15 protein-coding genes are annotated in these 16,407 nt (G+C 63.3%); 7 read left to right on the top strand and 8 right to left on the bottom strand.

Annotated features, from left to right (window positions below):
* Positions 1–674 precede the first annotated feature (674 nt).
* From ACIA49_RS04080 to ACIA49_RS04060, 5 genes are all read left to right on the top strand, one after another.
* A complete protein-coding gene (locus ACIA49_RS04080) occupies positions 675–1,166 on the top strand; it encodes a Pycsar system effector family protein (RefSeq protein WP_396375606.1) in 492 nt (163 codons plus the stop codon).
* Entirely contained in the window at positions 1,166–1,861 is a 696-nt protein-coding gene (locus ACIA49_RS04075) for a Crp/Fnr family transcriptional regulator (protein WP_396375605.1), read from the top strand. Before ACIA49_RS04080 ends, ACIA49_RS04075 begins: the two co-directional genes overlap by 1 nt.
* 99 nt (positions 1,862–1,960) lie before the next feature.
* Positions 1,961–2,731, top strand: coding sequence for a hypothetical protein (locus ACIA49_RS04070; RefSeq protein WP_396375604.1), 771 nt, complete (start codon positions 1,961–1,963; stop codon positions 2,729–2,731).
* Positions 2,724–5,072 carry a hypothetical protein gene (locus tag ACIA49_RS04065; protein ID WP_396375603.1) on the top strand — a complete coding sequence of 783 codons (2,349 nt, stop codon included), beginning with the start codon at positions 2,724–2,726 and terminating at the stop codon, positions 5,070–5,072. Before ACIA49_RS04070 ends, ACIA49_RS04065 begins: the two co-directional genes overlap by 8 nt.
* A complete protein-coding gene (locus ACIA49_RS04060; protein WP_396375602.1) occupies positions 5,072–5,824 on the top strand; it encodes a hypothetical protein in 753 nt (250 codons plus the stop codon). The genes ACIA49_RS04065 and ACIA49_RS04060 overlap by 1 nt, the downstream gene beginning before the upstream one ends.
* Before the next feature lie 369 nt (positions 5,825–6,193).
* Here the strand turns inward: ACIA49_RS04060 and ACIA49_RS04055 are convergent, their stop codons facing one another.
* Both ACIA49_RS04055 and ACIA49_RS04050 read right to left on the bottom strand, forming a co-directional pair.
* Positions 6,194–6,340: a hypothetical protein gene (locus tag ACIA49_RS04055; RefSeq protein ID WP_396375601.1), complete on the bottom strand. Its 147-nt coding sequence runs from the start codon at positions 6,338–6,340 to the stop codon at positions 6,194–6,196.
* A gap of 72 nt (positions 6,341–6,412) precedes the next feature.
* Positions 6,413–7,744 (bottom strand): tyrosine-type recombinase/integrase, encoded by a 1,332-nt coding sequence (locus ACIA49_RS04050; RefSeq protein ID WP_396375600.1) that lies wholly within the window; start codon positions 7,742–7,744, stop codon positions 6,413–6,415.
* A gap of 357 nt (positions 7,745–8,101) precedes the next feature.
* On the opposite strand from ACIA49_RS04050, the gene ACIA49_RS04045 reads away from it, so the two are divergent.
* Both ACIA49_RS04045 and ACIA49_RS04040 read left to right on the top strand, forming a co-directional pair.
* The gene (locus tag ACIA49_RS04045) at positions 8,102–9,028 is read left to right on the top strand and encodes a hypothetical protein (RefSeq protein WP_396375599.1); all 927 of its coding nucleotides are present in this window, start codon (positions 8,102–8,104) and stop codon (positions 9,026–9,028) included.
* Positions 9,029–9,067: 39 nt separating this feature from the next.
* A complete protein-coding gene (locus ACIA49_RS04040) occupies positions 9,068–9,463 on the top strand; it encodes a hypothetical protein (RefSeq protein WP_396375598.1) in 396 nt (131 codons plus the stop codon).
* Positions 9,464–9,534: 71 nt separating this feature from the next.
* Here the strand turns inward: ACIA49_RS04040 and fxlM are convergent, their stop codons facing one another.
* The 6 genes from fxlM to ACIA49_RS04010 all read right to left on the bottom strand — a co-directional run bounded on the left by fxlM (position 9,535) and on the right by ACIA49_RS04010 (position 16,075).
* Positions 9,535–10,749, bottom strand: coding sequence for a methyltransferase, FxLD system (gene fxlM / locus ACIA49_RS04035; RefSeq protein WP_396375597.1), 1,215 nt, complete (start codon positions 10,747–10,749; stop codon positions 9,535–9,537).
* Between the two features lie 84 nt (positions 10,750–10,833).
* A complete protein-coding gene (locus ACIA49_RS04030; RefSeq protein WP_396375596.1) occupies positions 10,834–11,991 on the bottom strand; it encodes a lanthionine synthetase C family protein in 1,158 nt (385 codons plus the stop codon).
* Positions 11,988–15,047: a lantibiotic dehydratase gene (locus ACIA49_RS04025; protein ID WP_396375595.1), complete on the bottom strand. Its 3,060-nt coding sequence runs from the start codon at positions 15,045–15,047 to the stop codon at positions 11,988–11,990. The genes ACIA49_RS04030 and ACIA49_RS04025 overlap by 4 nt, the downstream gene beginning before the upstream one ends.
* A gap of 68 nt (positions 15,048–15,115) precedes the next feature.
* Positions 15,116–15,256: an FxLD family lanthipeptide gene (locus tag ACIA49_RS04020; RefSeq protein WP_396375594.1), complete on the bottom strand. Its 141-nt coding sequence runs from the start codon at positions 15,254–15,256 to the stop codon at positions 15,116–15,118.
* A 211-nt stretch (positions 15,257–15,467) separates the two neighbouring features.
* The gene (locus tag ACIA49_RS04015; RefSeq protein WP_396375593.1) at positions 15,468–15,752 is read right to left on the bottom strand and encodes a hypothetical protein; all 285 of its coding nucleotides are present in this window, start codon (positions 15,750–15,752) and stop codon (positions 15,468–15,470) included.
* A gap of 125 nt (positions 15,753–15,877) precedes the next feature.
* Positions 15,878–16,075: a hypothetical protein gene (locus ACIA49_RS04010; protein WP_396375592.1), complete on the bottom strand. Its 198-nt coding sequence runs from the start codon at positions 16,073–16,075 to the stop codon at positions 15,878–15,880.
* Between the last annotated feature and the right edge of the window lie 332 nt (positions 16,076–16,407).

Raw genomic sequence — 16,407 nt, 5'->3', positions numbered from 1 at the left:
GATCGGCAGGCCAGGGCGAGCCAGAGCGGTTGCGGAGCAGCGGCTGGGCCCACAAGGCAGACCAACTCAGTATCCGATGCTCCAGGGCGACCAATGACGTAGCGCGGCACGTGGTCGACACCTGCCAGCACGTAGCCATGGAGCACCACGGCGAGCGGATGGCGGCGAAAGCTGGGGGCCGAGTGTTACGCGAATCGTGGCCGGCAAGCGTGGCATCTCGGCGCTGCCTTCTGCCCCGAGAGTCGCTCGTCTAGTCGGGCTGAGGCAATCGGCCAACCGGACAGCTTCTGGAACGACCCGGGAGATGCCTTCCTGAAGGGACCCGAGGAAATGGAACCTTTGACGATATCGAGGAACCTGCGACCCGTGCGGCTACGCGCTGGTTCCGCAGCCGGCGACAGCTGCCAACGGTGTCTGCGCAGTGATTCTCGGTCGAACGCACCCCACGCAAGTGCGCTCTGGTGGCCAATGCCAAGACGGAGCATTCGGCCGTGGCGAAGCGCGACGGTGCCAGACGCCACGGCCGACGGGATGAGGACCAGGCTTTGGGATGCTAAACACGACTAGCGAAGCGTGATCTGCTGCCCGCGACACGCATTCTGGTCGCCCAGAGGTGTCGGCTCGCCTACTGTAGGTGATGGCGGATCGAGTCGGCTCGCACTATGTGGGGGGATATGGCCGAGGACGCATCGGAGACTGCGTGGCGTCTGCATTCGCTGTTGGTCGAGTGGATAGCGAAGGCTGATAGCAAGGCCACGTTGGCATTGTTGGTGCAGTCGACGGTTCTCGGCCTGTTGGGAGGCGCCAGCATTTTTGGCAGGGACCTGGGTGCCGACCGATCGGTGGCATCCAAGGTGTTGGCCCTCGCAGGAGTCGGCTTGATGCTGACCGCTGCTGCATGTGCGGCGTTGGCTGTTTCTCCCGTATTGCGTTCGCGGAAGAAGATCGAGGGAGACGCCGGCATCGCATACTTCGGCGGCTTACGGTCCTACACTCGCGAGCGCCTAGTCAAAGAGCTGCTGAACGCCGACCTGCTACCCATCCTCTCGGGGCAGTTGATCGTCTTGAGCGACATCGCTTGGTCAAAGTTTCGCTGGGTGCGGCGCTCGCTTCTGCTCGGCCTGACTGGGGCCGCCCTGCTCGTCATCGCGGCGGTCGTCGGTTGATGTCGGTGGGAGGTGCGGGCCGCAACTTCCAGGACAGCGTAGCTGTGGAGGTCTGGGAGGATCTGCTCGCTTGCGGACGCAGGCGGCTCTTTCAACCGGGCCACATCCTGATGCATCAGGGGTCGACGGCTACTTCGGTGAGCGTTCTGACCGAAGGCACCGTCCGAGTGCGTCAGACCGATGAGCACGGCCACAGCTTGACGATCAAGCTTCGTGGGCCGGGTGAAGTTCTTGGGGACTACGGCGTACTTCTGGAGCGTCCTCGTTCGGCCACGGTGGATGCTGCCACTCGATGCACTTGCTACGTCGTACCGGCAGCTGTCTTCCGACGGTTCGCTCGGCAGCACGAACTTGCGGGAACAGTGCTACGGCTGGCAGTGGAGCGACTCGAGCAGCGCGAGGAGCTCGACAACACCTTGGCTCACCTCGAGCCGGAACAACGGCTTGCCAGGATACTGGCCGCGATGGCCGAGGAAGTCGGGCGTCCGGTACCGGAAGGCGTGCGAATAGACCTCGGTATGCCGCGAGAGGACCTCGGATCCATGGCGTCGATGAGCCGCACTCTGGTGTACGACGCGTTGGGCCATCTGCAGAACGACGGTCTGGTGCTGACTGGTCGGCAGCACCTCGTCGTCGTGGATCTCGCTGGTCTAAAGGCGTTGTCGCGCCGTGCTAGAAGACCGGATCGGCGTTAGTGATCCAGGTCACTGCTCTTCCGTTCAGATCCGGACGGAAGAGATAAGTCGCTGACGGGAGTCTTTGAGCAGGTCAAAGCTCAGGAAGGAAGACTTGCGATGGAACGCGATTGGCAGGATTTGCCGCCCTACCGGGCGGTCCTGGCGGTGGATACGAGGAACTTCAGCGCGCTGGACAGCGAGGCGCAGCGAGAGGTGAACTCGGGCATCCGGGAGGTTCTCCGTTCGGCGTTGGACGTCATCGGTCTCTCGACCGAGTGGCGGAAGCACGACTTCGGGCAGCACACCGGCGACGGATATGTCGGCGGGTTGGTGCCGACATGTCTGCCTGGTCTGATCGGCAGCTTCCCGGCGGCGCTTTCGGAGGCATTGCGGCAGTGGAAGCCGAGAGGCAACGTCGCGGATCCGGTTCAGCTACGTGTCAGTGTCCACGTAGGCCCCCTGGATGAGACTGGCATCGGAGATCCGATGGTGCACACCCATCGCCTTCTCGACGAGAACTCGCTACGACGTGTGTTAGATCGGGCCGATCCTCAGATCACCAACGTCGCGGTCGTCATCTCGGATCGGGTCTACGAGGACGTCTTTCGGAGTGGCGTGCGCACTGGCCAGACCGTCGCCGGCCACTATCGCGAGCAGATTGCCAAGGTCAAAGCGTTCGAGCGGCCGGCGTGGATTCACGTCCCGGGCTTGGACTGGCGGCTGGTGGATCCGGAGCTCTTCGAGCCTCCGGTCCCGGCCGAGCCAGCTGAACAGCCTAGTCCAAAGTCCGCCGAAAAGCCGTCCATGACCTTCAGCCAGCAGGGCGATGGCACGCTCTTCCAGGGATACAAGGTCACCGCCCACGTCACAGGAGGCCGAGATGATTGAGCCAGCCTCAGAATCAGAGCCGCAGCGGCCCCAGGAGCACGGCCCCAACGAGCCAGCGCCGATTCAGCACATGGCAGTCCAATCGGTACATTCGGTCGGTGAGAGTAATGCCACAGACCCTGCCGCTGACGAGATCGCGGCCGGGGAAGCGGTGCCTGACCTAGTGGATTCGGAGCCGCTGCGTTCGGTCTACATGTCGGCGGATTCGGACGCGGTGTCTCTGCGCGAGTTGGTTTCTGATGCCCATGTAGCGGAGGAACACGTTGTACTCGCTGTGGCGGTGGACGCTTTGCTTGAGGCCTCCGATTCGCATGGAGTGCCCTCGGACGCGTCATCGGACAGCAGCGTACTCAAGCCACTCGATGACGCTGGTTCAGCGGCGGCTGCGAGCGAACCGGATTCGGAGCCGGACGGCGTCAGCTTGCGCTTTGAACAGAGGTCTTCGGGATCCGGTCCCGCCTTCCAGGCGAACGTCATGCACGTCAGCTACGGAACCGGTGAATACGTCAAGCTGTCGCGCGTGTCGTCGGTTGAGCTGTCGTTTGCACTGAGCGACGACTTTGTGGGCCCGTTCCAGCGTCAGACTGATGGCACGGTTCCTGAGGACACGCAGTTCGAGGTTGCGGAGACCTTGTTGGCTGAGCACGGCATGGTAGTTCTCGTGGCATCTGCCGGCACCGGACGGCGGACGCTTGCACTGCGGTTGCTCGGCCGAGCCAACGGAGCCGAAGTGGTGCCCGACGTCCACGACCTGGAACCTCAGTGGAAGGCGCCGGATACGGATGCTCTGCCTGCCGACAACGGGCGTTTCATTCTCGATCTGACAGATAGCACCGCAGACGAGCTGACAGCTGTCTTCTGCAAGAAGCTCGTCGCCTACGGCACCGAGCAGAAGGATCAAGGACGACGTGTCGTAGTCCTCCTGACTCCGCAAGAACAGGTGCGTTCCGCCGAGGAGCCGCTACGCCGCTTCATGCTGTCTGTATCACCACCGGACGCGCGGCGACTTGTGGAAGGCCTTGTCCGGCGAGAACGTCCGGATCGCCTTGCAGACCTTGGATCCGGCGTCTACGACAACATCTTTGCTTCGCAACCGGGAGCCTCCGAGTTGGTCCGGCTGGCTCAGCTCATCTCGACCGCCGGAGATCGCAGCCCTGCAGAGATCAGGGACGAGTATCAGGGTTGGTCGGAGCACATTGCCTCGTTGCTGACGGTCACTCACGATCCGACCTGGCAGGGTGGCGTGCTTGAAGCCAGGGCAATGATTTGGGCCGGCGCTCTGCTGAACGGCTGCCAACTCAGATCAGTTGTTCGTGCCGCGGACGACCTGTTGCAGAGGCTCGGCAAGTCTCGGCGGCCTGCGGACATCCTAGGCGGTCCGACCGCGAGGCAACGGTTGAAGGCGGGGGGATTGCAGGAGTCGGATTCGGTAGTCGCGCACGACCGGACCAAACATGGTCTGCCGGAGGCGATCCTGAGGAACATGCTAGAGACTTTCCATACCAAGGGGGATGTTCTCACGAAGTGGGCGGTGGCCGTTGCCGCTGACAAAGACGCGTCGGAGAGCGAAGCGCAGGGAGCGGCCACTGCCCTGTTCGATCTCGCGGTCAGCCACCGCCACGTCGAAATCATCCGGGAGCTGGGATCCGAACTAGCAGGCTCTCGGCTGAGCTTGGCTGTCGACAAGCTGACTGAGGCTGCGTTGGCGCCGGAGTCCGGCATCTTTACCCGCAACCTGTTGTATCGCTGGGCAACATCGACATCCGAAGATCAGAGACAACTGGTAATTGCGGTGTGTGGGGGGAGGCTCGGAGTCGAGAAACCAGATATCGCTCTGACCCGTTTGTGGTGGACCGCGGAGCTGACGGCGAAGCCGGACAAAACGTTGGTGGGGGCGTTCTCGTCTTTGGTCACGTACCAGCCGATGGTAACGCTCGAGGCGTTGAAGGCCTGGTTCAAGGCTAAGGGTGAGGACCCGAAGACCCTTGGCGTGGTCATCGCGATCGCCGACAGCGATCTCGGAGCACGATTCCTTGTCGAGGGGCTCGCCGAGTCGGCAGTTGGTGCGGGGCTCCGTGTCGCCTGGCAGGCTCTACTGACGCGGACCGACGCGCGAGGACTTCTCAGCGGAGTCGTGGATCGCTGGTGTGAGCTGGTGGCGCGAGGTGATCTGCCCGAGGAACAGGTCCTGGACTTCTTATCGGATGTGTACGCACCAGGGATCGACGGCAGCGAGACCCTCTTCGGCGATGGCCACGAGTTCGTGGCTTCATTCCGGGGGCGCATCCTGACTCGGGCGATCGAGAAGCGCGTCGAGCGGCGGCTTACGGCGGAGAGTTGATGCCGCGCTTCCGTCGGAGCCGTCGATCGTTCGACTTCGACACTGAACTCGCGTCGACCATCGACGGTGTCGTCTTTCGGGCGACAGGGCGCATGACCATCGATATTTCCAGAGAACGTGAGCGTGTCGACTGGGCGCGAGTTGCGGCTGCGGCCAGAACGACGCTGGAAGCCGTGGCAGGTGAGATCACCGAAAATAGCTCGCCCAGAAATCTGGTGGCGGCCCAGCAGAAGCTCTCCGATCGGCTGGGCGTACAAACAGCGATTGCCGAGTTCGCGGCATCCTCGCTGACGGCTCGGTGCCGGCTATGGCTGAGTACTGAGGATGAACGGCGCACGCGGATCTTCTACGACACGATGCGTTCCGAGCAGTTGCAACTCGCGATCGATCGGCAACGGATGGCCTACCTTGGGGAAGTCCTCGGCGACCGCAGGCTCGCGCGCCTCTGGTGGCTCGACCGACACCAAGAACAAATGGCCGAAATGACCTGGGACGTCTTCGACGAGCACATCCTGAGCGAGCTTGTCCTTGACGACGGGCCGGAATCGAAGGCAGAACGTATCGCCCGCGCCATGGCGCGGGTGTTCGAGAAGATGGAGTCCAACCCGCTGCTGCAGAAGCAGTTCCTGGCAACGGCGGAGGTTGTCATGGGCAATATGGACTGGAAGCCGCTATGGGACGACATCCAAGGTGGAGCGCCAGCACGTGCCCCGGACTCCTCCGGACGGTCGGATCCTCGGGCGGGTGACTGATCTGCGGCTACCTGGAGGACCTCACCGAGGCCGGATGGACAACGAGTCCAGGCAGGAATTTGCTGAGCCCCTGAGATATCGCGCTGCTGGAGATCGGGAGTTCGTTGAGCGCGTCCCGCCGCGCGTGGATGCCGTCCTTCGGTTCGCGTCTCGTGAAGCCCGAGCAGATATGTGACATCACCAAGACGGATCGGAGCAGGCCAGCCAGATCTCCTGTCGCTCCGCCTGCTATTGACCAACCTAGCGGTCAGGCTCTGCCTGTCCGAGTCTCAGCCGCAGCTCCGTCATTGCTCCGTGAGAGCGCAAAGCGTGGTGATCGATGTGCAGCGACGGGTGTTCCGGAGCAGGTTGCGGCTCTGCGGGGCGGGGTTACTGAACGGCCGCCCTCAGTTCCTCCTTGTGCAGCCCGAGCCAGGTCTCCAAGGACTGCAACTGCGGGTTCAGTTCCCGTACGGCGGCCAGGTCGCGGTCGCCGTACGGGAACTGGTCGGCGTTCTCGGCGTAGTACTGGAACATGTTGCCCAAGGCGGTCCGGGGCAGGTCCCCAGCGACTGGTTGAGGACCGCTTAGTTGCAATCTTTCCGCAGGTCAGAGCCCAAGTTGGGGGCCAGCATCCAGCTCCAGCACATCCTGCGCGCTCAGGTTTTGAGATGCCGCCTGCTCCGTCACTGCTCCGTGAGCCGCGGACGCGAACACTGCGCTAAGACGAGAATCAATGGCCAACCGTGCGCGCTGATGCGAAGACGGCAGCATGTGGGTATACAGCCGGAGTGTGAACCCAGGATCGCCGTGTCCCAGGTACTCGGACAACTCCCGGATGTTGACCCCATCAGCAAGAGTCACGCTCGCGTAGTAATGCCGAAGAGCATGCATGCCGTCCTTGCGACTAGCGAGGTACACCAGCGCACCCTTGTCATTCCGGACCGGCGGCGGGATGACATCCGCCGCCACGAGCGCCGGCTTCCAGATCCGCTCGTTGTACCCACGAGCCCGGATATGCCGGTCATCCCGCCACCGGAACAGCAACCGCACGCTGGCCTCCTCACCGCCGGGCTTCTCCCAAGGCAGGCTGTACGGCCGCACCCGGCTGATCTCGATATGCCGCCGAAGCACCTCAGCAGCACCATCAGACATCGGAACAGTCCGCTCCTGATCGTTCTTCGGCAGGGCGAACACATAGGAGCTACCAAGCCGCTTGATCTGCCGCCGTACGTGGATCTCCATCGCATCGAAGTCGATGTCCTCCTCGCCCAACCCAAAGAGCTCCCCTTGCCGAAGCCCGGATGCCGCCCCAAGCACCGGAATCGCCCGGTACGGCGCCGGATGGGCCTCAACGACACGCAGCACGGTCTCATCACTCCATGCAACGATCCGTCCACTCTTAGGCACAGGCAACTTGCCCGAGCCCGCCTTCGCCGGATTCCGCTTGATCGCACCATCGTCGAAGGCAAGCCCCAAGCTCCCATGCAAGACGATGAAAGCCGTCCGCGCCGTAGCCGTGCCAACCCGCGTCTCCAGCTCAACGAGCCACCGACAGAACTCAGACGGCCTGATCGCACCCGTCTCCCGCTCACCAAACGTCGGCAACACATGAAGCCGCAGCGCCCGCTCGTACGTGATCCACGTCGATGGATCAACGAACCGCGACTGCGGCCACCTCTCCAGCACGACCTTGAATCGGATACTCCCGGCTCGCGGAGCGACGTACTCCCCACGCCCGATGTCCGTCTCCATCTCGGCCCCGTATTTGTCCGCCCGAGCCTTACTACTGAACGCCTTCGAAACCTCCTTCCCCGAAGGATCCAGCCAAACCGCCAACCACCGCTTCCCCCGCCCCCACCGAGGCTCGATTCGTTCCCGAACAACAGACCCATCGGGCTGTTTCACTGCCCGAGTCCACTGATCCTTCGTGAACGCCACGCTCCAACCTCCCGCCGTCTGACCGACACCCGGGCTCAACGCATGAGCGAGGAAGGCTTTGCTCTGCGGACCATCAAGAAGCGGCGCAGGTCCACTGGAGCGTGCCGATGAGGACTGAGGCCCGACGTGGGTCGAAAGTGGCGCCCGAAGGTTGGACAAAGACGCTCGTGACCGACGGGAAGACAGTTACAGGGTGATCGACGTTGACCATCGTCATACACCTGTTGTGCAATGTGGCGAGTTAGACGGCGAGCTGCCGTGACGTGACCATTGCGCCTGCGGTGAGTCCGCCTGGAAGGCTGAGAGCTATGCCCGTTCCTGTTCGTGTCTTCCTGGTCGCCTGGCGGGCTCGCTGACGTGGCCATAACCATCGCGCTGCAAGATCCGACGAGCCCGATCAGTCGGTTCTTCGACGAGCATCTGCCCCACCACGAGCCGTTCGCTCGGCCGTGGGTCAAGGCTCTCCGTGGTCGGGTGCACGGAAAGCCGATGCCGGCGGTTGGGGCGCACACTCTGATCGGCGATGCGATCGAGTTCCGCATTGGCCTCGACCTAGCCCAGACCCTGCCGTATGCGGAACTGGCCACTACCGTCGCCCTAACCGCAGGTGCGGACGCGATCAGCTCGCTAGGCTACGAACCGCCCGCGAGCGATGACGCCGACTTGTCGACGTGGCGAAAGCGCACGGCGCCGGTCGCTCACGACGAAGCGGATGATCATGATCGCCAAGTTGCGGCTGCACGTCTGTGCTGGCAGTTGGCCTACTTGGAGTCCATTGCCTACAGTCTTTCGAAAACTGAGCAGAACAGCTTGGATTTTCTGCGTGCGGTCTGGACATATCAGCGGCCTGAACCGTCTAGCGAAGCTATCGCTGTGCTCCTTGCGCTTTGGCAGCGGTACGTCGGCCCTGCGCGTTCCGCCCTGCTCGGCCTCGGCCGACCCATCATCGCCAAACCGACATTTGCCGAGCGCTTCGGTGAAGGCGATCTGCTTGCCGGTCACACATTGATCGAGATCAAGTGCCATCAGAGGCCCGAAGACTCATTACGCCAGACCCTGCGTCAAGTCCTCGCCTACGCGCTGGCCGACGAGGACGACGAACTCTCGATCGAGAGCATAGGCGTGTACTACGCGTATCAAGGAAACTTCGTTCATTGGACGCTGCCGCGTGTACTTCGAAGCCTCTCCGCCACCGGCCATGCTGATCTGGCGGAGCTCCGGTCGCGGTTCGCCGAGGTGATCGCAGCAGAACGCCGATTGATCCAGGAACGCAGCGACTCCTAGTCATTGACGACGCGCCCTCGAGGCGAGAGCCTGCCACGCATGAGTGATTGGAATGACTACGACATTGAGGCGAAGGTGCTTAAGGCGCTGGGAACAGTGCCGGTAGTGAACGAGGCAGGTCATCACTACGGCAGGGCATGGATCACGACGTATCAGCTGGCCATCAAAGTCGATGAGCTGCATCCCGACCTCAAAAAGAGTCTCGGCCTGACTGTCGGCGGGATCGGTACCGGCAAGCAAACAAGTCTCGCGCAGTACTTGGCCAAGCAACTGTCGATGAACATCAAGCGTTCGGAAGGAAGGTATCCGGTCGAGGGTGCGTTCTTGTCCGGCATCGCGCTCGACGAGCTCCGATTCAAGGGAGCTAACGGAGAAGAAGTGATCAGCAGCGTGACAGGCACTGGCTACGACCTCTCACTGTTTCGTCTGCTGTAGCCAGCTGGATATCGAGCGTGCTTCAGCCCGATCGCCGCCGCGAGTGCGACGGCGATCCTGTGGATGACTTCTCAGGTCAGGTTGATCATGAGTCGAGATTCGGTCTTCTCAATGATCTGTCCGAGGTCGACGTTCGGTTCGAACGTGAGTGCTGCGTTAGGCACGTCGGTCCGGTAAGCGCGCAGAGCCGGGAGCGCGTCACGATTCTCGTTCCAGCCTGCAATCTGGTCGCTGAGTTGAGCCGCCAGGTTCAGCCCGTAGGTACCGTGGCCGATCGCGCCCAACTCGTGCACGCTGTCGCCGACCCGGCGAGTTGCGAGGTATGCGAGGCTGTCGTGATCGGCGAGTGCGGGGCTGCGGACGGCAATCGCAGGTGTGCATAGCTCCGACTCAACTGCTGCCTTGCCGGCGGCGATACGGCATGTCCCTGAGGCGGTCGCGGACATGCGAAGCCAGATTCCATCGAAAGAGTCGTAGGGGCCAACCGTTACTCCAGACCACGATGTTTGCTTAGGCTGGTCGAGGACATCCTGCAGTTTCTCCGTGTCGATGGCCTGGTCGACGTCCCAGTAGAGCGTGACGAGATCGCCTCGGTCGATCGTGGCGCTGCGCTCGCCTTCCTGGCCGAGCATGGGCACGAAGCCGCACAGCTCCATTGAGTCCGACACCAAGGCGTCGCCTTCGCGGACAAAGGCGACGCTGCGCGTCTGCCCGCGCCACCGCAGCGGCACGACTAAGCGCCCTCCGGGAGCCAACTGCTCCCAGAACGCCGGCGTTAGGTCCCACGCGCCGACAGTAAAAATGATCCGATCGTAGGGCGCGTTCTCCTGGGCGCCGAGTGACCCGTCACGGGTGATGACCTCTACGCGCTCGTTTCCCGTCGCACCCAAGGCCCGGCGGGCGCCAGCGGTGACCTCGGGATCGATATCGACCGTTGTCACGGATCCGCCGGGGCCGGTCAGCCGTGCGAGAAGGGCGGCGTTGTAGCCGGTGCCCGCGCCGATCTCCAGGATGCGGTTGCCGGGCTGGACCTGGAGCTGGTCGAGCATCATGCCGACGATCGTGGGCACGGAGGCGCAGCTCAGCGCCGAACCGTCGCTGGCGCTCTTGGTGATGACCGCGATATCCGCGTAGGCGTCTTCAACGCTCGCCTCAGGGACGAAGGCATGCCGCGGTACAGAGCGCATCGCCTGTTCGACTGCCGGGCTCGTGGCGTGGCCGGCCGCCTTGACGTTATCGACCATGGCCGCGCGCAAGGTCTCTGGCGAGTTAGTGATGGTGGTCATCGCTTCCTTTCGTGAAAGCCCGGGCCTCTGTTGGGCGGCGGGCTGATCGTAGTTGGGCGGACGGACAGTTCTTGGAGACGACAGTTAGCCGCTAAGGAGCAAGCAGACGTCCCAGATGGACTCAACGGTTGACGCTGCAGAGATTTGAACCAGCTCGACGCCGATACGTCCCTCCAGCAGCTCCGGGTAACCGTGCGACTCGTCGGTGCGTACGAGTTCGTTGAGCCGGTGAGTCAGCTCTGGGAGGGCAGGTGCCAGCGGGCTTTCTGGGCCGGCGTCTGCGGTGGCCCGCCTGCTCGCCTGCACGAGTCCTGCCCACCCGTGGCACAGGGACGTGTCACGGAGTTGGGTGAGTTGGGCGGCGTCGGTGATGCAGCCGTGTAGTGCCGACTCGGCAAGGTGCTGGCGCTCCGGGTCGTTCAGCGCGAGTCCTGCCAGCTGCTGAGCTCGGGCGATGCCAGGTGTGCTGTAGCACCACGAGGGCCGCTGAGGGCCCGCCTGGGAGAGCAGGTCCGTTTGGTGTTCGCGCCTCGTGATCGTCCCCGGCCACCAGGCCGCCTCTGCGTCGCCTTGTTTCCAGCGGTCGAGCCACGAGCAGATCGCCCGTATCGCCTCGAGCTGCCCAGGAACCTGGACGCCGCGTCGCGCGGCAAGGGCCATCAGGGCGAGTGGTCCCGAGATGCCGTGTGCGATGCCGAAGTTGCCGTGTCCACCGGGCCAATGGTCTGAGGGAAGGTCTGCGGTGTCGTTGGCGGTCCACCACCCCGGTACACCGTCGTTTGTCATCGGTTGGCAGAGGCGGACCAGATACTGAAGGACTTCACGAAGGACCTCGCCACCACAGCGCCGGCGTAGTTGGTACACGCCGAGTCCGGTCAGTCCGCTGATCAGATCGAACTCGCGAAGCTCGGGCAATAGGCCGCCATCGATACGTTGGTGTGCTCGTCGGAGTCGTCCCCTGGTGAGCTCGTCGATGTAGCGGTCGAGCGTGGCGAGGGCGGGTTCGTAAGCCGTCTGCTCGGATGACGCGAGCACGTAGGCAACTGCGGTCGCTCCCTCGAACAGACTGCTCTCGATGTGTGCGGCGACAGGTACCCCGGTCAACCGCATGACGTGTTCGTGTGCTTTGGCCCAGCTGCCTTGGCCAGCCCGCGCTTGTTCGATGGAGAGCAGTGCTTGCCCAGCTGCGCCGCGTGCGAGGGAATGCTTCGCCGAATCAGACGCGAGCTGTCGCGTTGTCACTGCGTCACCCCAGCCGTATTCGCGCTCCACGCGACCGCGGCCTGACGGGCCAGGCGACGACACACCGCTTCGCCCTCGCGGTCAATGCCGATCGCCCGGTTGTGATGCATGTGCAGGAGAGATTCGAGGACGTCGTTGACGTGAGTATCAGCTGGTAGCTGCTCGCGGTAGGTGGCGAGCGCGTTAGCCCGCTGCTGCCATGCGCTACTCAGCTCGTTGTTCCACCGAGGGATGCTGAGCGGGAGACCGCTTCGGGTCAACCTGACGACGACGTGGGTCAGAATTCGATCCGCGAGAGCATCGACAGGCGGCCGGTTGTCTACGAGCCAGGCGCACGCCGAAGCCATGTCGCCGAAGAAGCCTTCAAGTATGCCGATCATGTTCACCGCGGCCAAGCCACTCGGATCGATGGCGGTGTATGGCAGCTGCTTCAGCTGGGCGGCCACCAACTGCGCATCAGCAACGAAGACTGCCTCAGCTGAGGGCATCGCGGCCCCGCCGCCGTACCGACCGGTTTCTGGGAAGTAGGTATCCACGACCAGGCGGCCGATCTTGCCCTCGTCGCGCAGACGCTGAGCAGACGCACTAATTGCTACGAGCAACCTCGTGCTCTGGGCGGGGTTCTTCACGCGGAGGCGTAGTCGCAAATGATCGGTCTCGCGAGGGCTTCGGTAGCGCGCGAACCAGTACTCGGGTTCGTCAATCTCACCGAGTAGTCGCGGCAGCTCGGTGGTGATCAGGGCGTTCATCTGTTCTGGGTGGGTGTGGAGTTTGAGGTACAGCCACCGCGCGTCCGCGGATCCGGCCAGTTGCCCGTGATGGTGACTCGTGACGATCCCGCTGGTTGCTGCCGCAGGTGGAGGCACAGGCGGCCTGGTGGTCTCCAGTGGCATGGCGATGTCGTGTGCGCGGCCGCCGATCCAGTCGAAGTCGCCGGCCTGGGCGGTTTCGGTGAGGACTGCGAAGCCGTGCTGCGTGAGCTGGCTACGCACGATGGCGAGGTGGGCTGGTTCGGTCAGCGTCAGGGGGAGTGAGCGGTCAGCATCCTGCAGCTCAACCGTCACCGGACAGGCCCACCGCGCTCGCCACTCCTCAAGTGATGCCCGCCACGTCGTCTCGTCAGTGGGCGATGACAAGGCCGCGGCCTCCAACCGCCAGGTGGCTGGCGAGAGGATCGATCGGCGGTAACGCACCCGTGGCAGGTAAGGCAGTCGCTGAGCGGCCTTGCCCCAATCAAAGCGGTGCCAGGTTGCGCCGACGCTCTGGGACAGATGAGCCAGCAGTCGGGCGATCGGTGGTGACTGCTTCTCGATCGCCAGCGCGTGATAGGACTGCGGCTCGATGACTCGTCGCCGAGAGATGCTGACGAGGTACAGGTTGTCCCTTGTGGCAGTCACTGCGAGATCGTCGAGCGGAATGGTGTTGGCGTCATCCGTGCGGTGCTCGCCGAGAGAGAGGAGGTGCGGGAGGTAGGCAGGTACTCGGCTGATGTTCTCCGCGTGTGTGAACGTCGGCGGGTACGACAACTGGACTGGCAGCGCGCCGTCGACCCCGGTGGGGACACCTCGATAGACGTCTCGCAAGCCGGCCTCTGGCGCCAAGTATGCCAACCGAGAGGTGAACGTCCCGGCTGAGCGACCTGGGCGCACGACCAAGGTGTAATCACCTCGGTCGAGTGCAGCGGTGGACCTGGCCCGAATCTGCGCGGTGACCTCGGCATGCGGTGGAATGGACCGCTCGACTGATGGGTCACCCACTGCCAGACTCTGAATGATCTGATCGTTCAGGACGATCTCGGGACTGTGGTCGGCCATCGCACCCCAGGCCAATGCGAGCAGCTGTTCTTCGTGCTCCGTCGGCCCGATGGAGTTCGTGGTCGTGGTGCTGCCGGGATAGGTGGCGGGGAGGCCCAGGCCGGTCTCGGGGTTGACGACGTCGCTCATTGGGACTGAGGTGTTGACGCCGTAGCGGTCGCAGAAAGCTATGTAGTAGTCGCGCCACACCGCAGACCCGGTCGGTTGACGAGTGAGCCGCATCAGCGCAGTTGCTGCGTAGCTCGCCTCGACGGCAACGTGCTCGGGAATCTGTACATCGCAGTCCAGGCGAAGATCAACCGCGAGCGGTGTCCGGCCCGCCAGCGACAGTCGACACATTCGCATGCCCAGTTCCGACCGGATAGCCGCTTTCATCTCGTAGCTGGTATCCGGACGGTTATGGCGTGCGATCCCAGCCGAGATCACCCCGAGGTACTCGAGGGATGTTGCGAGGCCCTCCGTCGGTTCTGGTCCGATCTCCTCCAGCCGCTCGATGACGTACTTCAGGGGATCGGTGATCGTCATCGGTGCCCGAAGGTTCGTGACCAGGAACCCCTGCTTCACCAGACCGGTGACGAGATCCCGGATCTTCGACTCGTCCACGCCAGCGAACCGCTCCCTTAGCTTGTTGATCAGTGCAACGAACTTGACTGGCGACTGGCAGAGGTCCCGAACAGCTTGGACGGGTCGAGTGCAACGGATCAGAACCCGCGATGTCCCGTGAGGTACGTCGATGTCGTCGCCGCGCTGAGCGGCCAGGTTCGTGAAGACGACATCGAGGTGATCGAGAAGCCCGGGCTCCCACTCCAACCGGCTGACCACGTCATCGAGCCACTGCGTATCGGCCCGGATGAAGGCTCGGTGCTCCGCTCCCCAGCGCGCGGAGCTCTGTGCGCTCAAACTGACCGGGGCAACCCCAGCGAACATGCCAAACGGAATCTGGCGACCGGTTAACCGAAGGGAGTAGCGAACGACAGACAGCGCAGCTCGTCGGATCTGCCTGTCTGGCGGATCCTCACCAGAACAGATGGCATCGACTTGCTTTGCCAGCCCGAAGCTGGCATGGCGGATGGCCGCCGCAAGGCGGGGATCGAGCCAGACTTCCGTCAGCCACGAACGGCAGTCATCGAGATCGCTCAGGTCAGGCCAGCGAGCAGGACCATCGGCCGTGGACGCCGCAGTTGCCCGGAGCAGTGCTGCACCGCTGTGGCGGTACAGAAGCTTGCTGTCGTCGTTGGCCATCAGGTCCTCCGGTGATGAGGTCGGAAGAGGGGCCAGAGCAAGCGCTCCGGCCCCTCGCTTGAACTACGTCAGTCGCTGGTGCAGCTCGACGCACACGACGGCGCGCAGCCGTCATTGGTGCCGCAGCCCGAGTTGGCCTGCGGTACGACGTCGGTGACCACGCGGATGTCCAGTTCGAATTCCTGGGTGAGCGACTGCTTCGGATCCATTTCGATTCCTCTCGGTTGGTGATGAATCGGCTGGCGCAAGACGGACTCGCCTTCGCGCCTCGCGCCAGCCGGCTTGTGGAGATCTGTGGCCGAGCCCTCCACAGGGGAGGGGAAGGCTCGGCCGCAGACCAATGGCGACGAGATCAGTCGGCGTGCTGGTTGAACCGCTGCACGGAGGGGCTTACGACGACTCCCCACCGATCTCGTCGGATCAGGGGCCGGGGTCGTAGAGGAGGAAGCGAGCCCCCGTGACCCGCTCGAATTGCTGCTTGACCGCGGTTGGTTCTCCGAGGAGTTCGAGGTGTTGCCAACCCTGTATGTCCACAGCCGTGAGTTCGTAGCGGTTGATGGACTCGACCAGCGCCTCGAATGCGGCTGGCGCCGTGGATCGCCGTTCCGCATACGCCGACCCCATTGCAAAGCCCTCGACATGGGCGAATGCCTCGAACATCCGACGCAGGCGATCGACGTCGTGGTCTGGGTGGTAGGAGGTCATGCCGGGCGTACCCGAGCAGCAGTGGCCTCGTGTAGTCGGTCATCGTTCCTCGTCCATCCACCGGCGGAAGGTGACGATGAGCCGATCCCACAACCGGGGCCACCAGCCGCGTCGGTGCGGGCCGTTCATGAGTCAGCAGCATCTGAACTCACCGCCGTATGCGCCAGCCGACGGGCCATGTGGAGACTCGCGAAGTGCTCGTGCATGAGCTGTTCGAACTCGGTCGTGCTCATCGGATCGTCCAGGTGGTCGACGACGAGGTGTTGGCCGAACCAGATGCGGACCTCGTTGATCGGCGTCTCGTGCTCAATGTCAACCATCATTCGCCTCGAACTCCTCGCAGGATGTCCCGAACCATGAGGACCGGTACTACGGCAGTACCGAGGATGAGTAGCCACATGCGGAAGATCACTGTTAGTCACCTCATCACTCCAGAAGCGGAACCCCGATGGATGAGTAGCTTGACGCTGAGTGACTGGTCTGCACCATGAACGACACCGGACGATCGGCTGCCATCGGACTGCCATTTCGCCCAGATCCGGCCCGAGGGCGCAGATCACGTCGGGGCGCCAGATGGCAGTCCTGCCATCTCTCTGCCATTTAGCGGACGTTCGACTGCCATCGACGCCCGGATCTGGGGTCCTGGCTATTCATC

The organism is Kribbella sp. NPDC051587, from assembly GCF_044453945.1.
Taxonomy (GTDB): domain Bacteria; phylum Actinomycetota; class Actinomycetes; order Propionibacteriales; family Kribbellaceae; genus Kribbella.
Note: the sequence above shows the minus strand (reverse complement) of the source record. Positions and strands in the feature narration are given on the sequence as shown.

Coding starts and splice junctions, on each gene's coding strand:
- ACIA49_RS04025 (WP_396375595.1), bottom strand. CDS start 15,047: ATGGCCAACGACGACAGCAAGCTTCTGTACCGCCACAGCGGTGCAGCA.
- fxlM (WP_396375597.1), bottom strand. CDS start 10,749: ATGACCACCATCACTAACTCGCCAGAGACCTTGCGCGCGGCCATGGTC.
- ACIA49_RS04060 (WP_396375602.1), top strand. CDS start 5,072: ATGCCGCGCTTCCGTCGGAGCCGTCGATCGTTCGACTTCGACACTGAA.
- ACIA49_RS04010 (WP_396375592.1), bottom strand. CDS start 16,075: ATGATGGTTGACATTGAGCACGAGACGCCGATCAACGAGGTCCGCATC.
- ACIA49_RS04075 (WP_396375605.1), top strand. CDS start 1,166: ATGTCGGTGGGAGGTGCGGGCCGCAACTTCCAGGACAGCGTAGCTGTG.
- ACIA49_RS04020 (WP_396375594.1), bottom strand. CDS start 15,256: ATGGATCCGAAGCAGTCGCTCACCCAGGAATTCGAACTGGACATCCGC.
- ACIA49_RS04055 (WP_396375601.1), bottom strand. CDS start 6,340: ATGTTCCAGTACTACGCCGAGAACGCCGACCAGTTCCCGTACGGCGAC.
- ACIA49_RS04040 (WP_396375598.1), top strand. CDS start 9,068: ATGAGTGATTGGAATGACTACGACATTGAGGCGAAGGTGCTTAAGGCG.
- ACIA49_RS04080 (WP_396375606.1), top strand. CDS start 675: ATGGCCGAGGACGCATCGGAGACTGCGTGGCGTCTGCATTCGCTGTTG.
- ACIA49_RS04065 (WP_396375603.1), top strand. CDS start 2,724: ATGATTGAGCCAGCCTCAGAATCAGAGCCGCAGCGGCCCCAGGAGCAC.
- ACIA49_RS04070 (WP_396375604.1), top strand. CDS start 1,961: ATGGAACGCGATTGGCAGGATTTGCCGCCCTACCGGGCGGTCCTGGCG.
- ACIA49_RS04015 (WP_396375593.1), bottom strand. CDS start 15,752: ATGACCTCCTACCACCCAGACCACGACGTCGATCGCCTGCGTCGGATG.